This is a genomic window from Chromobacterium sp. FG22 (genome assembly GCF_057809415.1).
On the sequence record NZ_JBMDJX010000027.1, the window covers coordinates 1 to 18,322 of the forward strand.

Sequence of the window (18,322 nt, forward strand, 5' to 3'; positions counted from 1 at the left end):
ACCTCCGGCCTCTACGTCCCGAACGTAGCGCTCTACCAGGCTAAGCTACACTCCGTTTTACTGCCTTCAGCGCCAAGCGCCGAGGAGCAGAAATTTACTACATCCGATGCTTTCTGACAAGCTTTTTCTAATTGACTGGTCGGAGTGAGAGGATTCGAACCTCCGGCCTCTACGTCCCGAACGTAGCGCTCTACCAGGCTAAGCTACACTCCGACGACCATCTTCAAGCTTGTCCGAAAACCACCCCGCTGCTGTCTTGGCTGCGGTACAATCTGTGGCATCAGAGGACGCGCATTATGGAACAAATATGTGGTTTAGGCAACTATCTTTTTACCGTTTGAATCAAGACGACGCCCCTAACAACGAACAGCTTTCCGCCGCGCTGGAGAAGCGTCCATTCCAGCATTGCATGGGACTGGACTGGTTCAGCGAGGGCTGGGTGCCCGCCGCCGGCCACCTGGAGGCGCCGGTCTACACCGTGCGCGGCTGCCAGATGGTGTCTTTGCGCCGCGAGGACAAAGTGCTGCCCTCCTCGGTGATCCGCGACTTCGTCGATTTGAAAGTCGCCGAGATAGAAGACAAGGAGTTGCGCAAGGTGGGCCGCAAGGAAAAACTGGCCCTGAAAGAGCAGATCACCGACGACCTGCTCCCGCGCGCCTTCGTGCGCAGCAGTCGGATGAGCGCCTATCTGGACACCCGCCGCGGTTGGCTGATGGTGGACTCGGCAGCCGCCAGCAAGGCGGAGGCGCTGGTCTCCAAGCTGCGCGAAGCGCTGCCGCCCTTCCCCGCCGCGCTGCCGCGCACCAAGATCGCCCCGCACACCGCGATGACGGACTGGCTGGCGGCAGGCGAGGCGCCGGCCGGCTTTGAGCTGGATTCCGATTGCGAGCTCAAGGACAGCGGCGAAAACGGCGCGGTAGTGCGTTGCGCGCGCATCGACCTGACCGCGGACGAGATCCGCCAGCACATCGCCACCGGCAAGCAAGTGACCCGGGTTGGCCTGATCTGGCAGGAAAAGATCCGCTTCCAGCTGACCGATATGCTGCAGCTGAAGCGGCTGCAGTTCCTGGACCTGCTGCAAGACGAAGCCAGCCAGGCCGGCGATGACCGCGACAGCCTGTTCGAAGCCACCTTCACCTTGATGAGCGAAGAACTGGGCGAACTGGTGGACGCGCTGGTCGCCGCGCTGGGCGGCCTGGAAGAAGCGACCAGCCCGGCGGCTGTCGCCCCGTCGCAGGACAAGCAGCCCGCCGTCGTCGACGAAAACTCGGCGGAAGTGCCCTGGGACTAAGAGAGGGTTCGATGCTCGCCGCGCGCGCCGAGGCGAAGCACGGCGAGTGCCACATGCTCGCATGCAGCGTGCGCCCCCCAACTCTTTGACCGCAAGGCCTTGTCTCGCTCTGACGAGCGAGACTTGGACCGGCTCGCCGAGCCTTCCCGCCCCCGCAAGCGCTTCACGCTTGCGGGGGCGGCTCTTCATCGCTCCGTTCGCAAGCCTCATAGCAATCAGCTAAGAAGAAAGCAAAAACAATCAATTTAACAAATACAAAGCCTTGAGCGATACTCCGCATACCTTAGCAAGAGAGATCGCAATGAAAACATTCGACTGGCAAGCGCTCTGGCTGGAAGTATGGGCCGGCTTCGCCTGGCTGCAATAAGAACGGCCAACAAAGCCCTGATACCGCCTTACGGCCCCCTGACGGAGCGAAGGATTCCGCCTTTCCCCTCCGCTCCGGCCCACGGCTTCAACGCCCCCGTTTCAAGCCTTCCGCCACAGCGGCCGCTCCTGCGCGAGCGTTTATTTTGACATTCAAACAAGAATGATTATCATTCAAATATAGGAGCGTCAAATGACCATGTATCGACAACAGCTGAGAAGGTTGAAACGGCAGCCATTGAGCGACAGGCAGAGCAAGCGTAACTGGCGGCGCATCATGGGCGTCCTCATCTTCATTGCCGGCTGTGCCATCCTGCTTGGCGGATTGAGTTAAAACCGGAGTAGGCCGTCCCTTTGCAAGACGAGCCGCCGCATCGCCAAATTGTTTCCAACGAGTAAACAATAAAGCCAATAAACTGCGGTTTATCAGAGAATCGCCGTGGCTTAAGCTGAAGCCATCACTTGAATGAAAGCTTCAGCCATGACTACTCGCCTACCTGCGCTGTTCATCTCGCACGGCGCCCCCACCCTGGTGCTGGAAGACAGCCCAAGCCGCCATTTCATCGCCCAGCTGGGAACGGAGTTGCCGCGCCCGCGCGCCATCGTCATCGTTTCCGCGCACTGGGAAACCCGCGGCCTGGTGGTCAACCACAAGCCAAATCCGGAAACCATCCACGACTTCTACGGCTTTCCCGAGGCCCTGTACCAGTTGAATTACCCGGCCCGCACCGATGCGCAGCTCTGCGCGCGCCTGCACGAATTGTTCGCCGCCGCCGGACTGCCGGCGCAGAGCACCGAACAACGCGGACTGGATCACGGCGCCTGGACGCCGCTGATGCTGATGTACCCGCAGGCGGACATCCCCATCGTCAATCTGTCGCTGCCGCATCAGGCGCCGGCCGCTGAACTGATGCGCATAGGCGAGGCGCTGCGCCCGCTGCGCGACGAAGGCGTCCTGATCATCGCCTCCGGCAGCTACACCCATAATCTGCGCGCGCTGGCCCCGGAAGGCTCGGCGCCGGCGCCGTGGGCGCTGGCCTTCCGCGATTGGCTGGACCAGCAGTTGCTGAACGACGCCCGGGACACGCTGGCCGACTGGCTGCAGCAAGCGCCCTATCCGCGCCACAACCATCCCAGCGACGAACACATCGCCCCGCTGTGGGTGGCGCTGGGCGCCGGCACCCCGGGCGCGCCCGCGCTCAAGCTGCACGACGACTGGCGCATGGGCAATCTGTCCATGGCCAGCTGGCGCTTCGACTAGCCGCCCGCCGCCGGCGGCGCCTTGTCGTCGCCTTCCTTGTCTTCGTCGTCCCAGCCCAAGGGCTTGACCCCGGGCGGCAGATCCGGCGGCGGCTCGCGCCGGGACAGCCGGATCAGAATGCCCAGCGCCGTCGCCGCCGGCGCGGCGGCGATGAGAATCCAGAACAGGGTGGAATGCATCAAATCCATGTCCGCTCCCATGCAAAACGCCCCGGCCTGAGCCGGGGCGCGATGGCTTGTCCGCCTGCGCTCAGCGTTGGCGCAGCAAACGCGCCGCGTCCAGCGCGAAATAGGTCAGGATGCCGTCCGCTCCGGCGCGCTTGAACGCGATCAGGCTTTCCAGCATGCACTTTTCCTCGTTCAGCCAGCCGTTCTGGAAGGCCGCCTTCAACATCGCGTACTCGCCGGACACCTGATAGGCGAAGGTCGGCACCCGGAACGTGTCTTTCACTCGACGGATCACGTCCAGATAGGGCATGCCCGGCTTGATCATCACCGCGTCGGCGCCCTCTTCCAGATCCTGCGCCACTTCCTGGATCGCTTCGTCCAGATTGGCCGGGTCCATCTGGTAGTTGTTCTTGTCGGCCTTGCCCAGATTGCCGGACGAACCCAAAGCGTCGCGGAAGGGGCCGTAAAAGCCGGACGCGTACTTGGCCGAATACGCCAGAATCTTGGTGTGGATGAAGCCTTCCTCCTCGAAAGCCTCGCGGATCGCGCCGATGCGTCCGTCCATCATGTCGGAGGGGCCGAACATGTCCACGCCGGCCTCCGCATGACAGAGGCCTTGCTTGATCAGGATTTCGGTGGTTTCGTCGTTGAGCACATAGCCGCTCTCGTCCATCACCCCGTCCTGGCCGTGAATGGTGTACGGGTCCAGCGCGCCGTCGGTCATCACGCCCAGCTCGGGGAAGCGTTTCTTCAATTCGCGCACCACGGTCGGCACCAGGCCTTCGGGGTTGTAGGCCTCTTGCGCGCTATTGTCCTTGCCCGATTCGATCACCGGGAACAGCGACAGCATCGGGATGCCCAGTTCCAGCGCCTGTTCGGCGGTGTATAGCAGCTTGTCCAGCGTTTGGCGCGGCGCGCCCGGCATCGACGGCACTTCCACCACCCGGTTCTGCCCTTCCATCACGAATACCGGATAGATCAGATCGTTGGCGGTCAGCACGTTTTCACGCATCAGGCGGCGGGAGAATTCATCCTTGCGCATGCGGCGCATGCGGGTGGCGGGAAAATAGCGATTGGCGAAAATCATGACAATTCCATTAGAAGGATTAGCCCGGCCATTGTACGCCAGTTGCCGCCGACCCGCAGCGGATGCCGGCCGGCAAAACAGAGTGTTCTGGATTTTGCACGCCGGCTTTGCGGACAGCGCCGGAAACCGGCCGCCGTCCGCGCCCTCCTGAGCTCAGCGCTTGCGCGGCGCCAGCTCGCCTTCCTCCGCGGCCTTGCCGGCCTGCGCCGCCAATTCCGCGGCCAGATTATCCTCCGCGCGCCGTCCTTCCCAGTAGGCGGCGTTGACGATGCCCAGCGCTTCCGGATGGAACACCGGGTCCAGGCCGCGCGCTTTCTGCGCCTCATAGTCCCGCAGGCAGGCCAGCGCCGGTTTTTGCATCAAGACGATGGCGATGATGTTGAGCCAGGCCATCAGGCCGACGCCGATATCGCCCAGACCCCAGGCCAGATCCGCGGTCTTGACCGTGCCGTACACCGTTGCCGCCATCAAGGCGATCTTCAGCACAAAGCTCAGCCAGGGCAGCTGAATCTTGCGGTTGATGTAGGCGATATTGGTTTCGGCGATGTAGTAGTAGGCGACGATGGTGGTGAAGGCGAAAAAGAACAGCGCCAGCGCCACGAAGATGGAACCGAAGCCCGGCATGATGCTTTCCATCGCGATCTGCACATAACCCGGCCCCGCCGCCACGCCGGCGATGCCGGTGTACATGGCCTGGCCTTCCGGACCCTGCACATTGTATTGGCCGGTGATCAGCAGCATGAAGGCGGTGGCGGAGCAAACGAACAAAGTATCGATATAGACCGAAAAGGCCTGCACCAGGCCCTGTTTGGCCGGATGCGACACCGCCGCGGCGCTGGAGGCGTGCGGGCCGGTGCCCTGGCCGGCTTCATTGGAATACACGCCGCGCTTCACCCCCCACTGGATGGCCAGGCCGAGAATGGCGCCGAAACCGGCCTCCATGCCAAACGCGCTTTTCAGCACCAGCGCCATCACGCCGGGCAGCTGCTCGATGTTCAAGGCGATGATCACGCAGGCCACGATGATGTAGCCCAAGGCCATGAAGGGCACCACCGCGCCGGCGAACAGCGCGATGCGCTTGACCCCGCCGAAGATGATGAAGCCCAGAATGATGGCCAGCACCGCCGCGGTGACGGTGGGCGCGATGCCGAAGGCGGTGTTCAGCGAGGCGGCGATGGAATTGGCCTGCACGCCCGGCAACAACACGCCGGTGGCGATGATGGTGGTGATGGCGAACAGCCAGGCGTACCACTTCAAGCCCAGGCCCTTCTCGATGTAGAAAGCCGGGCCGCCGCGATACTGGCCGTCGATCTTTTCCTTGTAGACCTGGCCCAGCGTCGATTCGACGAAGGCCGAACTGGCGCCGAGGAAGGCCACCATCCACATCCAGAAGATGGCGCCCGGGCCGCCGAAAGTGATCGCGGTGGCGACGCCGGCGATATTGCCGGTGCCGACGCGGCCGGCCAGCGTCATCGCCAGCGCCTGGAACGAGGACACGCCGCTGGCGGTGCTCTCGGTATTGAACATCAGGCGCAGCATTTCCCGGAAGTGGCGCAATTGCAGGAAACGCGTACGCACGGACAAGTAAAGACCCACGCCCAGACACAGGTAAATCAGCGCCGGGCTCCAGATGACGCCGTTGACGGCGTTGACCAAATCTTCCATGACATTCTCCTTTGAGCGAAGCCAAGCTCACCGCGCTGATGCAGGGTGGCCCGGATAATTTTTATGTTTTCGCTCCGGAGCGGGGTTCCGGAGCCCCACCAAGATAAGGCCGGATACCGGAACCCTCCAGATAATTCACTTTAAAAAATCGCTCATTACAACAAGTTACTCAAAAATAGTTGACCACCAAAAATATTTATGTTTCAACAAAAAAAACGGCAAGCGCGCGCTTGCCGTTTTGTCGTCCTCGACCGCGAGGGCCGCTGAGAGACGTCTTAACCGAAGAAATCCTTCAACTTGTCCATGAAGGACTTGGAGCGCGGATTGTGAGTGGCCACGTCGCCCTGGCTGATGGCGTCGAATTCGCGCAGCAGCTCTTTCTGACGTTCGGTCAGCTTGACCGGGGTTTCCACCACCACATGGCAATGCAGATCGCCGTAATCGGTGCCGCGCACCGCTTTCACGCCCTTGCCGCGCAAGCGGTAGACGCGCCCGCTCTGGGTTTCCCCCGCGATCTTGACCTTGGCCATGCCGTCCAGCGTCGGGATTTCCACTTCACCGCCCAGCGCCGCGGTGGAGAAGGAGATCGGCATCTCGCAATGCAGGTCCATGCCGTCGCGCTGGAACACCGCGTGCGGCTTGATGTGGGTGACCACGTAAAGGTCGCCGGACGGTCCGCCGTTCTGGCCCGGCTCGCCTTCGCCGGACAGACGGATGCGGTCGCCCTCGTCCACGCCGGGCGGAATCTTCACGTTCAGCGTTTTGTTGGTCTTTTTCTGGCCCGCGCCGTGGCAGCTGGTGCAGGGATCGGTAATCTGCTTGCCGGTGCCGTGGCAGGTGGGGCAAGTCTGCTGAATGGAGAAGAAGCCCTGGCTCATCCTCACCTGGCCGTGACCGCCGCAGGTGGAGCAGGTCTTGGGCTGGGTGCCGGGCTTGGCGCCGCTGCCGTGGCAGACTTCGCATTCTTCGTGCGAAGGGATGCGGATCTGCTTCTCGCAGCCGCGGGCCGCCTCTTCCAGCGAGATTTCCATGTTGTAGCGCAGGTCCGCGCCGCGATAGACGTTGGAACGCCCGCCTCCGCCGCCGCCGCCGGAGCGGCCGCCGCCGAAGATATCGCTGAAAATGTCGGCGAAGTCGCCGAAACCGCCAAAGCCCGCGCCGCCGCCGGCGCCGGCCTGCGGATCCACGCCGGCATGGCCGAACTGGTCGTAAGCGCCTCGCTTCTGGCTGTCGGACAGAATCTCGTAGGCTTCCTTGACCTCTTTGAACTTCTCTTCCGCTTCCTTGCTGTCCGGATTACGGTCCGGGTGATACTTCATCGCCAGCTTGCGGTAAGCCTTTTTGATGTCGTCGTCGGAGGCGTCGCGGTTGACGCCCAACACATCGTAGTAATCTTTCTTGGACATGTTCCTGTCTCTCTCAAATTCAGTCGGCTCGGGAAGCAAGCCCCCTAGCGCGGCCGGCCACCATACGCCAATGACCGGTCCGGGCCGCGGAACACTCCGGCGGGCCCGGCCCGGTCATCAGGCGTCAAGACATCGGCTGGCGATTAAGCCTTGTCTTTCTTCACTTCTTCGAACTCGGCGTCGACGACGTTGCCGTCTTCCTGCTTGCCGGCCTGAGCGTCCGCGCCGCCCTGCTGGGCGCCGGCTTCAGCCTGCTGAGCCTGGGCGTACATGATTTCGCCCAGCTTCTGGCTGGCCTTGGCCAGTTCTTCGGTCTTGGCTTCGATCTCGGCCTTGTCTTCGCTCTTGGCCACTTCCTCGGCCGCCTTCACCGCGTCTTCGATCTTGGCCTTCTCGGCGGCGTCGATCTTGTCGCCGTGCTCGGCCAGCGATTTCTTCACGCTGTGGATCAGGCCTTCCGCCTGGTTGCGGGCGGTCACCAGCTCGTGCAGCTTCTTGTCTTCCTCGGCGTTGGCCTCGGCGTCCTTCACCATTTGCTGGATCTCGGCTTCGGACAAGCCGGAAGAAGCCTGGATGGTGATGTTGGCCTGCTTGCCGGAAGCCTTGTCCTTGGCCGACACGTGCAGAATGCCGTTGGCGTCGATGTTGAATTCCACTTCGATCTGCGGAATGCCGCGCGGCGCCGGCGGGATGTCGCCCAGATTGAACTGGCCCAGGCTCTTGTTGGCGGAAGCCTTCTCGCGCTCGCCCTGCAGCACGTGGATGGTCACCGCGGTCTGGTTGTCGTCGGCGGTGGAGAACACCTGCGACGCCTTGGTCGGGATGGTGGTGTTCTTCTGGATCAGCTTGGTCATCACGCCGCCCAGGGTTTCAATGCCCAGCGACAGCGGGGTCACGTCCAAGAGCAGCACGTCCTTGCGGTCGCCGGACAGCACCGAACCCTGGATCGCGGCGCCCACGGCCACGGCTTCGTCCGGGTTCACGTCCTTGCGCGGCTCCTTGCCGAAGAACTCCTTAACTTTTTCCTGCACCTTGGGCATGCGGGTCTGGCCGCCGACCAGGATCACGTCGGAGATTTCGTTGACCGACAGGCCGGCATCCTTCAGCGCCACGCGGCACGGCTCGATGGAGCGCTCGACCAGGTCTTCCACCAGGCTTTCGAACTTGGCGCGGGTGATCTTCATCGCCAAGTGTTTCGGGCCGGTGGCGTCCATGGTGATGTAGGGCAGGTTCACTTCGGTCTGAGTCGCGCTGGACAGCTCGATCTTGGCCTTTTCCGCCGCTTCCTTCAGACGCTGCAGCGCCATCACGTCGTTCTTCAGGTCCACGCCCTGTTCGCGCTTGAACTCGGTCACGATGTAGTCGATCACGCGCTGGTCGAAGTCTTCGCCGCCCAGGAAGGTGTCGCCGTTGGTCGACAGCACTTCGAACTGGTGCTCGCCGTCCACGTCGGCGATTTCAATGATGGACACGTCGAAAGTGCCGCCGCCCAGGTCGTACACCGCGATCTTGCGGTCGCCTTCCTGCTTGGACAGGCCGAAAGCCAGCGCCGCGGCGGTCGGTTCGTTGATGATGCGCTTCACTTCCAGACCGGCGATGCGGCCGGCGTCCTTGGTGGCCTGACGCTGGCTGTCGTTGAAGTAGGCCGGCACGGTGATCACCGCCTCGGTCACTTCCTCGCCCAGATAGTCTTCCGCGGCCTTCTTCATCTTGCGCAGCACTTCGGCGGAGAGTTGCGGCGGAGCCAGTTCCTGGTCGCGCACTTTGACCCAGGCGTCGCCGTTCTTGGCTTTCAGGATTTCGAAAGGCATCAGGTCGATGTCTTTCTGCACTTCCTTGTCTTCGAAGCGGCGGCCGATCAGGCGCTTGGCGGCGTAAATGGTGTTGCGCGGGTTGGTCACCGCCTGGCGTTTGGCCGGCGCGCCGACCAGGATTTCGCCATCGTCCATGTAGGCGATGATGGACGGAGTGGTGCGAGCGCCTTCGGCGTTCTCGATCACTTTGGGCGCGCCGCCCTCCACGACCGATACGCAGGAGTTGGTGGTGCCCAAGTCGATGCCAATGATTTTACCCATGTCGAAGTTCCTTTATCTCAATTCGTTTCAGCGGCCATTTGTTCGATAGCGACCGCCTGTTGTCTCAATAGGTATTGGCTATGCCCATTATTTCAAGAGGAGCACGCCGCCCTTTTTTATGCTTTTGCCTTGGCGACCACGACCATGGCCGGACGCAATACGCGATCGGAGATCTGGTAGCCTTTTTGCATCACGCGCACGATGGTGTTGGGTTCGGCGTCGGCCTCTTCCGCGCTCATCGCCTGGTGCTGATGCGGGTCCAGCTTGTCGCCGGCCTGGGGAGCGATGTCCTTGATCTGCGCCTTGTCGAAGGCGGACACCAATTGCTTCAGCGTCATGTCCACGCCCATCTTCAGGGTGTCGATCTGGCCGCTCTGGTCCAGCAGCGCCATTTCCAGATAGTCCTTCACCGACACCAGCTCGCCGGCGAACTTGGAGATTGCGTATTTGTGCGCGGCGGCCACGTCTTCCTGCCCGCGGCGGCGCTGGTTTTCCAGATCGGCGCGGGCGCGCAGCAGCGCGTCCTTCAGTTCGGCCACTTCCGCGTCCAGCGCGGCGATGCGTTGCTCCGCGCTCAGCTCTTGCTCTACGGCCTGCTCCGCCACCGTCGCGTCGATATTGTCATTGTCCACGGCGTCTGCCGCGATGTTTTGCTTGTCCTGCATGGCGATTCCTCGGATTTGGATTCAGCGGTACGAATAGTCCCGACTCAAGGTAGGGGCTTCGTCGCGGAATTCAAGCCCTGAGAACGACTGAACGGCTTCAGACCGTCATCCTAGGCGTCCCAAACCCAGATGTGCGTTTGCGGACTTTTATTTTCTAAAAGCAAACGCTTGAGCGAGTCGCAATATTCGTTTTAGGAAAGTTGCTGTTAGCTTTTGAAAATCAAACATTTTCTTTGTGCTGCACTGCACACAAGCGTTTTTATTTGTGCTAATAATTGAGCCACACCCGCAAGTGCTCCGCCCGAACAGCCGCTATCCGCAAGGCTGACACGGCGGACATGCCGAGCCGGCCCCATGAGGGCCGACCGCAAGAAAATCCGGAAAAACCGGATAGCCAGATCGCTTAATGAGGACGCCGGCGTCTGCCGGCGCGCACAGAAACGTATCGAGAAGGGTTTTAGCATGACGACTCGCGAACAACGCATTGCAGCCATCCAGAAAGACTGGAACGAGAATCCCCGCTGGAAAGGCATCAAGCGCGGCTACAGCGCCGCCGATGTGGAGCGCCTGCGCGGCTCGTTGCAGATTGAGTACTCCTTGGCGCGCAACGGCGCGGACAAGCTGTGGGCCCTGCTCCACAGCGAGCCGTACATCAACTGTCTGGGCGCGCTGACCGGCGGTCAGGCCATGCAGCAGGTCAAGGCCGGCGTCAAGGCCATCTATCTGTCCGGCTGGCAAGTGGCCGCAGACAACAATGAATACTCCGCGATGTATCCGGACCAGTCGCTGTATCCGGTTGACTCGGTGCCCAAGGTGGTGGAACGCATCAACAACGCCTTCACCCGCGCCGACGAAATCCAGCATTCCAAGGGCGTGGCCCAGGGCGACGCCGGCTTCATCGACTACTTCGCCCCCATCGTGGCGGACGCCGAAGCCGGTTTCGGCGGCGTGCTGAACGCCTACGAGCTGATGAAGGCGATGATACGCGCCGGCGCCGGCGGCGTGCACTTCGAGGACCAGCTGGCCTCGGTGAAGAAGTGCGGCCACATGGGCGGCAAGGTGCTGGTGCCGACCCAGGAAGCGGTGCAGAAGCTGATCGCCGCGCGTCTGGCCGCCGACGTCTACGGCGTGCCCACCCTGGTGATCGCCCGCACCGACGCCGAAGCCGCCGATCTCTTGACCAGTGATTGCGACGAGCGCGACCGCCCCTTCCTGACCGGCGAGCGCACCGCCGAAGGCTTCTACAAGACCAAGAAGGGTCTGGAGCAGGCGATCAGCCGCGCCATCGCCTACGCCGACTACGCCGATCTGGTCTGGTGCGAGACCGGCACTCCGGATCTGGAGTTCGCGCGCAAGTTCGCCGAAGCGGTGCACGCCAAGCATCCGGGCAAGCTGCTGGCCTACAACTGCTCGCCGTCCTTCAACTGGAAGAAGAATCTGGACGACGCCACCATCGCCAAATTCCAGCGCGAGCTGGGCGCGATGGGCTATAAGTACCAGTTCATCACTTTGGCCGGCATCCACAATATGTGGTACAACATGTACGACCTGGCGCAAGATTACGTTGCCCGCGGCATGTCCGCCTATGTCGAGAAAGTGCAGGAGCCGGAGTTCGCCGCTCGCGAACGCGGCTACACCTTCGTGTCCCATCAGCAGGAAGTGGGCACCGGCTACTTCGACGACGTCACCACCGTGATCCAGGGCGGCCAGTCCAGCGTCACCGCGCTGACCGGTTCCACCGAGGAAGAGCAGTTCCACTAAACCGCCGCCGTTCACGCCGGGAAAACGCCCACATCCGTGGGCGTTTTTATTTGCCAGCTGCTGCGCTGCAAAAAAGCCACAGCCATTTCTACAATAAGTAGAATAAAATCACTCAAACACTGCAAAAATAGACGTATCGTCCAGTATTTTCCTAGAAATATTAGAGCACTGCATTACAAACCCCGCTATAACAGACTTTATGTCAGCATGATTTTGAAAAGCGTCACGATGCGCCCTGCCAAGAAGGAGCTTTCATGCTGATAGATCCCAGTACCCGCTATACGGCCTTTCAATCCTGGCCCCTGCCCAACCGGCAATGGCCCAACCGCCAAACCAAGCAGGCTCCGATCTGGCTCAGCACCGATCTGAGAGACGGCAATCAAGCGCTGGCAGAGCCGATGTCCATCCGGCAGAAGTTAGGCTTCTTTCATTTATTGCTGCGCTGTGGCTTCAAAGAGATTGAAGTCGCCTTCCCCGCCGCCTCGCAAACCGAATTCGACTTCGTTCGCCTGCTGATCGAAGACGGCCATGTCCCGGACGATGTCACCCTGCAGGTCATCACCCAATCCCGGCCAGACTTGATCGACCGCACCATGGCGTCCTTGCGCGGCGCTCGGCGCGCCATCGTCCATCTCTACAACGCCAGCGCGCCGATCTGGCGCGAGCAGGTCTTCGGCCTGGAACAAGAGGGGGTTATCCGCTTGGCGGTGGACGGCTGCCTTCAGATCAAAGCCTTGTGCGCGGCAAGGCCGGAAACCGAGTGGGTTTTCCAGTATTCGCCGGAAACCTTCTCCGCCACCGAACCCGACTTTGCACTGGAGATTTGCTGTGCGGTCATCGACGCCTGGCAGCCAAGTCCACAGGCCAAGATGATTCTTAACCTGCCGGCCACGGTTGAAATGTCCACGCCCAACACTTATGCAGACCAGATCGAGTGGATGAGCCGCCGTTTACCACACCGGGACAGCTTGATTCTCAGCGTGCATCCACACAACGACCGTGGCACCGGGGTTGCCGCAGCCGAACTGGCGCTGCTGGCCGGAGCCGAGCGGGTCGAAGGCTGTTTGTTCGGCAACGGGGAGCGTACCGGCAATGTCGACCTTTTGACGCTTGCGCTCAATCTTTACAGCCAGGGCATTGCACCCCGGCTGGATTTTTCGGATATAGACAGCGTGCGTCGGCAAGTGGAGGACTTCCTCCAATTAGCCGTGCACCCTCGTCATCCTTACGCTGGCGAATTGGTCTACACCGCCTTTTCCGGCTCCCATCAGGACGCCATCAAGAAAGGATTCGCCCGGCAGCGGGCCGAAGCGCCATGGCGCGTACCCTATCTGCCTCTGGATCCAGCTGACGTCGGACGCAGCTACGAGGCGGTGATTCGCGTCAACAGCCAGTCAGGCAAGGGAGGAATCAGTTGGTTGTTGGAACGCCATTACGGTTTGCAACTGCCGCGCGCGCTGCAGCAGGACTTCAGTCGACTGGCGCAAGAAGCCGCCGACAGCAGCGGCAAAGAACTGGCTCCTCAGCAGCTTTATCGCCTGTTCCGCCAAACCTACCTCCCATCGGAACAAAGCTGGCGCTATCTGAGCCACCAATTGGAAAGCGAGTCTTCCGGCCTGGTTCGGCTCAAACTGGAGGCCGTGCATCAAGGCAAATCCTTGCGTTTGGAGGGCAGCGGCAATGGCGTGATCAGCGCCCTGCTCGCCGCCTTGCCCGAAACGCTGCAAGTACAGGACTACCATGAGCATGCTCTCGGCGCGGGAGCCAACGCCAGCGCCATTTGTTATATCCGGCTCATGTTCCAAGATGGATTCAGTCTATACGCGGCAGCCGAGGACAACGATGTGCCCCGCGCCGCCATCCGCGCGGTCATGGCCGGCCTCAACCGGGCAACGCTGAGGACAGGCCAAGCCGATGGGATTGTTTAATTCAACTAAATAATTAATTCATCCGGCGGCGCTTTTTCAATTCTTCATCATCGCCAATACTGGGCAAAGGCCTGCCGCGCGGCAGGCCTTTCTTCATTCACGGCAATATGAAAGGCCCGTCATGGCAAAAGTCGTCGTTGTTTATCACTCCGGTTACGGTCACACCCAGCAAGTGGCCCAGCATGTCGCCGCCGGCGCCAGTGCGCAGTTGCTGGCCATCGACGCCGAGGGCAATCTGCCCGCCGGCGCCTGGGATCTGCTGAACAGCGCCGACGCCATCATCTTCGGCTCGCCCACCTATATGGGCAGCCCGAGCTGGCAGTTCAAGAAATTCGCCGACGCCAGTTCCAAGGTCTGGTTCACCCGCGGCTGGCAGGACAAGGTGTTCGGGGGCTTCACCAATAGCGCCAGCCTGAACGGCGACAAGCAGGTGTCGCTGATCTATCTGCAAACCCTGGCGTCCCAGCACGGCGGTCTGTGGGTCAGCCTGGGCCTGCTGCCCAGCAACGCCAAGAACGCCAGCCGCGAGGACATCAACAATCTGGGCGGCTCGGTGGGCCTGCTGGTGCAATCCCCGTCCGACGCCAGCGTCGACGAAATCCCGCAAGGCGATCTGGACACCGCCAAGGCCTATGGCCAGCGCGTGGCCGGCATTGCCGCCAAATTGCGCGGCTAACAGCCTGTTCAAAACCTACTGTGTTTCATCAAGACGAGTACAGGCTCGAATATTCATGGACCACTTGACATTCCGCGTCTTCAGCCGTTTTCGCCCTGTCCCACTCTTGCTCATGAGACGTTGAACAGGCTCTAAGCTCCTGTTCAAAGTTTTTCATGATGCCCGCGAGATGGCAAAAGTCCGCAATCTAGACGAGCGCAGCATCCCAAGCCAGAGGGAAACACCCCCTCTGGCTTGGCTTAGCAACAGGCTCCATGAAAAACTTGGAACCTCCTCTATGGCAAAAGCGCCAACGGACGATCATCATAGTGAACAGGCACCCAGACATATCCTCCATCCGATTTCCGGAGGTGACCAATGCCGGGAAAGGGCAGATGGGGGCCGGCCATCAGGGACCGTTCAGAGGCGGTCTTGGCGAAAAACAGCTTGCGTACGGTCCGAGCCCGCGAAGAATCCGTATCGAAACCGATTGTAAGCGCTGGGTCATCAAACTGGATGGTGGAATGAATCATGTCTCCCACAAAGCGGATCTTCTTGTTCTCGCGCTCCAGTGTAAAAACCGCACTGCCTGGCGTATGGCCTCTGTACACGGTTGCAGTGATGCCGGGCACCACTTCGGACGCGCCTGAGAATAGTTTGATTTTTCCTGCATTGACATAGGGACGCAGCATTTTCTCGGCAATTTCTGACGACCCAGCATCCGCATGAGGCACCGAGGAACGTACCGGCTGCAGATAGAAAGCCAGGTCAGCCTCGCTGATGTGTATGGTCGCATTGCGGAAGACAGCCTCCCCCCCCAGCACCAGCCCGCCGATATGGTCGAGGTGGGCATGGGTAATCAGAATGTCATCAATCTGATCGGGTTGGACACCTGCCACCGTCAGACTTTCCATCAATCGGCTGACATTGCCTCCGAACAATTCGCCGCTTCCTGTGTCGACAAGCACGCGACGCCCGCCGGTTTCAACCAAGAAGACGTTGATCGACGTCCGCACCGGATTCTCCAGAAAGCCTCGCACCAGAAGCTGGTCGATACGCTTCGGTGCGGCGCCCTGCAATAGCTTATGCAAGTCCAAATCCACGGTTCCGGCCGACAGTGCAGTGACCCTGGCGTCGCCCAGCGCTAGCCGGTACACGCTGGGGAGCTGCTTGATGGCAGCCTCGTGCTCGCTTGGTGTGCTGGCGAAAGAAGGCAGTACCGGAGCCATCAAAGCCAATCCCAAGATAGCTATCAACAATGGATATCGTTTCATAGTGACAGCCTCTATTTGTCGGTGATTTTTTCAACGTGGCACCATTGTCGACACTGACATATCATTCGTCAAATGCATGAAGTGAAACCTATATATGCAAAAATCGGATATCAGTTCTATCGACCTGAACCTGCTGAAGTTCCTTGACGCGTTGCTGCGTGAACGCAACGTCACCCGAGCAGGTGCCAAGCTGAATTTGAGTCAGCCTGCGGCCAGCCGCGCGCTGGGCCGATTACGCCTGCTGTTCAAAGACAAGGTGGTCATTCGTACACCGAACGGCGTCGAGCCCACACCTAGAATGCTGGCCATGGAGCCGCTCGTGACAAGAGTGCTGGAAGATGTCCGCATCATCGTGGCACCTCCGCGATTCGAGCCATCCACTACGCAGCACCGCTTCACCATCGCGTGTCTCGATCACATCGCTTTAATAGTGTTGCCCACACTGGTTGGACACATCGAAAAAGATGCGCCTGGGGTAAAGTTGGAAGTCCCTGCCCCCAACGGCAACAACATCAGCTCCGTTGGCCAGGGAGATGCGGATATTGCTCTGGGCGTGTTCGAGGACGGGCAACTGCCTGCAGGATTCTATCGACGCTGGCTCTACGACGAGGACCTAGTCTGCGTGGTTCGACGCGGCCACCCGATCCTGTCTTCCCAACTGACGCTAGCGAAGTTCGCTGCACAATCCCATGTGGTAGTCACCATCACCGGGCAGGGAAATGCCATGATCGATACTGCTCTCGCCAGCCAAGGAAAGAGCCGCCAAGTCGCAGTGCGCCTGCCACACTTCTTGGTTGCTCCAATGATCGTGGCGGAGAGCGATCTGGTGCTCTCCCTGCCCAGGCGGCTGGCCTCCCACATGGCGCAATGCGCCCCACTCGAACTGGTGGAGTTACCACTGAAGGTCGATATGTTTTCTCTGTCGATGATCTGGCACGAACGAACTCATGGCGATCCCGCACAGATATGGCTGCGCCGCCAAATTACCGAGCTGCTTCAGGAATGATCAACACCTTCAATACACCTCGGCTACTGAACGAACGCTGGGGCTTTACCGTAGAGATCGTAAACAAGTTCTAAAAACATATTTACGATCTCTCGCGCCAAGACAAAGGAAACCAGTACCCCTTTCTTTATGCCTGCGCCCCGCGCGCGGCCAGTTGCTCCAGCAGCTTCTGGTGAATGCCGCCGAAACCGCCGTTGCTCATCACCAGCACATGGTCGCCGGGGCGGGCCGCGGCGGCCACCGCTTGCAGCAGCGCGTCGAAATCGTTGAAGGTCTGCGCGCGCTCGCCCAGCTCGGCCAAGGCCTCGCCGGGATTCCAGCCCAGACTGGCGGCGGAGCAGAACACCAGATCGGCGTCGGCCAGAGAGGCCGGCAGCGCCGCCTTCATCGTGCCCAGCTTCATGGTGTTGGAGCGCGGCTCCAGCACCGCCAAGATGCGCTCGCCGCCCACCTTGTGACGCAAGCCGGCCAGGGTGGTGGCGATGGCGGTGGGATGATGGGCGAAGTCGTCGTACACCGTGACGCCGGCCGCCACGCCGCGCACTTCCATACGCCGCTTGACGTTCTGGAAGCGCGACAGCGCGTCGATGGCGCCGCTCACCGCCACGCCGACATGGCGGGCGGCGGCGATCGCCGCCAGCGCGTTCAGACGGTTGTGTTCGCCCATCAGATCCCAGCGCACCCGGCCCTGAAGCCGGCCGTCGAGCAGCACGTCGAAGTGGCCGTTGGCCTCCGCCGCGCCCAGCTGCCAGCCGGCGTCCGCGCCGAAGCGCTCCACCGGCGTCCAGCAGCCGCGCTCCAGCACCCGATCCAGGCTGGCCTCGCGGCCGTTGCTGACGATCAGGCCCTGGCCCGGCACCGTGCGCACCAGGTGATGGAACTGGGTTTCTATCGCCGCCAGGTCGGCGAAGATGTCGGCGTGGTCGAACTCCAGATTGTTCAGCACCGCGGTGCGCGGCCGGTAATGGACGAATTTGGAACGTTTGTCGAAGAAGGCGGTGTCGTATTCGTCGGCCTCAATCACGAAGAAGGGACTGACGCTGGCCGCGTCCTGACGCGGCGCGCCGGGCAGGCGCGCCGACACGCCGAAGTTCTGCGGAATGCCGCCGATCAGGAAGCCCGGCGCCAGGCCGGCGTCCTCCAGTATCCAGGCCAGCATCGAGCTGGTGGTGGTCTTGCCATGAGTGCCGGCCACCGCCAGCACCCACAAATCCTTGAGCACGTTTTCCGCCAGCCACTGCGGGCCGGAAATATACGGCAGCCCGCGGTTGAGGATTTCCTCCATCAGCGGCTTGCCGCGCGTCACCACATTGCCCACCACGAAGATGTCCGCGCCAATATCGGCCTGCTCCGCGCCGAAGCCCTGAATCAGCTCGATGCCCATGGCTTCCAACTGGGTGCTCATCGGCGGGTAAACATTGGCGTCGCAGCCGGTGACCTTGTGACCGGCCTGTTTGGCGATAGCGGCGATGCCCCCCATGAAGGTGCCGCAAATGCCCAGGATATGGATGTGCATAGTTCGGTTCAGCGTATTGAAACGGCAAAACGGCAAGCATACCGGAAAGCGGCCGCCGCCGACATCCGGGCTCGCAAGCCGGGGCGCGGCCGGCCGCGCCTGTCCTTCGGATCAGGCCCGTCCGACAAAACATGACATTCAGCTTAAACGGCGTCGATCTGGAACTAGGCTGAATTGGCCGCCCTGTAACTGTTCATGG

Annotated in this window: 15 protein-coding genes and 1 tRNA gene; 7 read left to right on the forward strand and 9 right to left on the reverse strand. The window is 61.2% G+C overall.

Annotated features, from left to right (window positions below; genetic code table 11):
* Positions 1-136: 136 nt before the first annotated feature.
* A tRNA-Pro gene (locus ACODSD_RS20225) sits at positions 137-213 on the reverse strand.
* 94 nt (positions 214-307) lie between these two features.
* Here ACODSD_RS20225 and ACODSD_RS20230 point away from each other — a divergent pair.
* The 3 genes from ACODSD_RS20230 to ACODSD_RS20240 all read left to right on the forward strand — a co-directional run bounded on the left by ACODSD_RS20230 (position 308) and on the right by ACODSD_RS20240 (position 2,918).
* A complete protein-coding gene (locus ACODSD_RS20230; RefSeq protein ID WP_488878149.1) occupies positions 308-1,291 on the forward strand; it encodes a recombination-associated protein RdgC in 984 nt (327 codons plus the stop codon).
* A gap of 559 nt (positions 1,292-1,850) precedes the next feature.
* On the forward strand, positions 1,851-1,991 hold the full coding sequence (locus ACODSD_RS20235) for a hypothetical protein (protein ID WP_158274229.1): 141 nt from the start codon (positions 1,851-1,853) through the stop codon (positions 1,989-1,991).
* Between the two features lie 147 nt (positions 1,992-2,138).
* Complete coding sequence (locus ACODSD_RS20240) at positions 2,139-2,918, forward strand: DODA-type extradiol aromatic ring-opening family dioxygenase (RefSeq protein ID WP_488878150.1); 780 nt, start codon at positions 2,139-2,141, stop codon at positions 2,916-2,918.
* On the opposite strand, the gene ACODSD_RS20245 is transcribed toward ACODSD_RS20240, so the two are convergent.
* The 6 genes from ACODSD_RS20245 to grpE all read right to left on the reverse strand — a co-directional run bounded on the left by ACODSD_RS20245 (position 2,915) and on the right by grpE (position 9,983).
* Positions 2,915-3,106, reverse strand: coding sequence for a hypothetical protein (locus tag ACODSD_RS20245; RefSeq protein ID WP_488878151.1), 192 nt, complete (start codon positions 3,104-3,106; stop codon positions 2,915-2,917). The genes ACODSD_RS20240 and ACODSD_RS20245 overlap by 4 nt on opposite strands.
* Positions 3,107-3,167: 61 nt before the next feature.
* On the reverse strand, positions 3,168-4,172 hold the full coding sequence (gene hemB / locus ACODSD_RS20250; protein ID WP_107798311.1) for a porphobilinogen synthase: 1,005 nt from the start codon (positions 4,170-4,172) through the stop codon (positions 3,168-3,170).
* Positions 4,173-4,325: 153 nt separating this feature from the next.
* Positions 4,326-5,837 (reverse strand): alanine/glycine:cation symporter family protein, encoded by a 1,512-nt coding sequence (locus tag ACODSD_RS20255; protein WP_488878152.1) that lies wholly within the window; start codon positions 5,835-5,837, stop codon positions 4,326-4,328.
* 275 nt (positions 5,838-6,112) lie between these two features.
* Positions 6,113-7,243: a molecular chaperone DnaJ gene (gene dnaJ / locus ACODSD_RS20260; RefSeq protein ID WP_488878153.1), complete on the reverse strand. Its 1,131-nt coding sequence runs from the start codon at positions 7,241-7,243 to the stop codon at positions 6,113-6,115.
* A gap of 143 nt (positions 7,244-7,386) precedes the next feature.
* Positions 7,387-9,318 (reverse strand): molecular chaperone DnaK, encoded by a 1,932-nt coding sequence (dnaK, locus tag ACODSD_RS20265; protein ID WP_107798308.1) that lies wholly within the window; start codon positions 9,316-9,318, stop codon positions 7,387-7,389.
* A 116-nt stretch (positions 9,319-9,434) separates the two neighbouring features.
* Complete coding sequence (gene grpE / locus ACODSD_RS20270) at positions 9,435-9,983, reverse strand: nucleotide exchange factor GrpE (protein ID WP_107798307.1); 549 nt, start codon at positions 9,981-9,983, stop codon at positions 9,435-9,437.
* A gap of 462 nt (positions 9,984-10,445) precedes the next feature.
* On the opposite strand from grpE, the gene aceA reads away from it, so the two are divergent.
* From aceA to ACODSD_RS20285, 3 genes are all read left to right on the forward strand, one after another.
* The gene (aceA, locus tag ACODSD_RS20275; RefSeq protein WP_488878154.1) at positions 10,446-11,744 is read left to right on the forward strand and encodes an isocitrate lyase; all 1,299 of its coding nucleotides are present in this window, start codon (positions 10,446-10,448) and stop codon (positions 11,742-11,744) included.
* Between the two features lie 254 nt (positions 11,745-11,998).
* A complete protein-coding gene (leuA, locus tag ACODSD_RS20280) occupies positions 11,999-13,672 on the forward strand; it encodes a 2-isopropylmalate synthase (RefSeq protein ID WP_488878155.1) in 1,674 nt (557 codons plus the stop codon).
* A 121-nt stretch (positions 13,673-13,793) separates the two neighbouring features.
* Positions 13,794-14,348 (forward strand): flavodoxin family protein, encoded by a 555-nt coding sequence (locus ACODSD_RS20285; protein ID WP_107798306.1) that lies wholly within the window; start codon positions 13,794-13,796, stop codon positions 14,346-14,348.
* Between the two features lie 275 nt (positions 14,349-14,623).
* Here the strand turns inward: ACODSD_RS20285 and ACODSD_RS20290 are convergent, their stop codons facing one another.
* The gene (locus ACODSD_RS20290) at positions 14,624-15,601 is read right to left on the reverse strand and encodes an MBL fold metallo-hydrolase (protein ID WP_488878156.1); all 978 of its coding nucleotides are present in this window, start codon (positions 15,599-15,601) and stop codon (positions 14,624-14,626) included.
* Positions 15,602-15,695: 94 nt separating this feature from the next.
* Here ACODSD_RS20290 and ACODSD_RS20295 point away from each other — a divergent pair, with 94 nt between their 5' ends.
* Positions 15,696-16,607: a LysR family transcriptional regulator gene (locus tag ACODSD_RS20295; protein WP_488878157.1), complete on the forward strand. Its 912-nt coding sequence runs from the start codon at positions 15,696-15,698 to the stop codon at positions 16,605-16,607.
* A 127-nt stretch (positions 16,608-16,734) separates the two neighbouring features.
* Here ACODSD_RS20295 and mpl read toward each other — a convergent pair whose 3' ends face one another.
* Positions 16,735-18,123 (reverse strand): UDP-N-acetylmuramate:L-alanyl-gamma-D-glutamyl-meso-diaminopimelate ligase, encoded by a 1,389-nt coding sequence (gene mpl / locus ACODSD_RS20300; RefSeq protein WP_488878158.1) that lies wholly within the window; start codon positions 18,121-18,123, stop codon positions 16,735-16,737.
* Positions 18,124-18,322 lie beyond the last annotated feature (199 nt).

Coding starts and splice junctions, on each gene's coding strand:
- ACODSD_RS20230 (WP_488878149.1), top strand. CDS start 308: ATGTGGTTTAGGCAACTATCTTTTTACCGTTTGAATCAAGACGACGCC.
- ACODSD_RS20235 (WP_158274229.1), top strand. CDS start 1,851: ATGACCATGTATCGACAACAGCTGAGAAGGTTGAAACGGCAGCCATTG.
- ACODSD_RS20240 (WP_488878150.1), top strand. CDS start 2,139: ATGACTACTCGCCTACCTGCGCTGTTCATCTCGCACGGCGCCCCCACC.
- ACODSD_RS20245 (WP_488878151.1), bottom strand. CDS start 3,106: ATGGATTTGATGCATTCCACCCTGTTCTGGATTCTCATCGCCGCCGCG.
- hemB (WP_107798311.1), bottom strand. CDS start 4,172: ATGATTTTCGCCAATCGCTATTTTCCCGCCACCCGCATGCGCCGCATG.
- ACODSD_RS20255 (WP_488878152.1), bottom strand. CDS start 5,837: ATGGAAGATTTGGTCAACGCCGTCAACGGCGTCATCTGGAGCCCGGCG.
- dnaJ (WP_488878153.1), bottom strand. CDS start 7,243: ATGTCCAAGAAAGATTACTACGATGTGTTGGGCGTCAACCGCGACGCC.
- dnaK (WP_107798308.1), bottom strand. CDS start 9,318: ATGGGTAAAATCATTGGCATCGACTTGGGCACCACCAACTCCTGCGTA.
- grpE (WP_107798307.1), bottom strand. CDS start 9,983: ATGCAGGACAAGCAAAACATCGCGGCAGACGCCGTGGACAATGACAAT.
- aceA (WP_488878154.1), top strand. CDS start 10,446: ATGACGACTCGCGAACAACGCATTGCAGCCATCCAGAAAGACTGGAAC.
- leuA (WP_488878155.1), top strand. CDS start 11,999: ATGCTGATAGATCCCAGTACCCGCTATACGGCCTTTCAATCCTGGCCC.
- ACODSD_RS20285 (WP_107798306.1), top strand. CDS start 13,794: ATGGCAAAAGTCGTCGTTGTTTATCACTCCGGTTACGGTCACACCCAG.
- ACODSD_RS20290 (WP_488878156.1), bottom strand. CDS start 15,601: ATGAAACGATATCCATTGTTGATAGCTATCTTGGGATTGGCTTTGATG.
- ACODSD_RS20295 (WP_488878157.1), top strand. CDS start 15,696: ATGCAAAAATCGGATATCAGTTCTATCGACCTGAACCTGCTGAAGTTC.
- mpl (WP_488878158.1), bottom strand. CDS start 18,123: ATGCACATCCATATCCTGGGCATTTGCGGCACCTTCATGGGGGGCATC.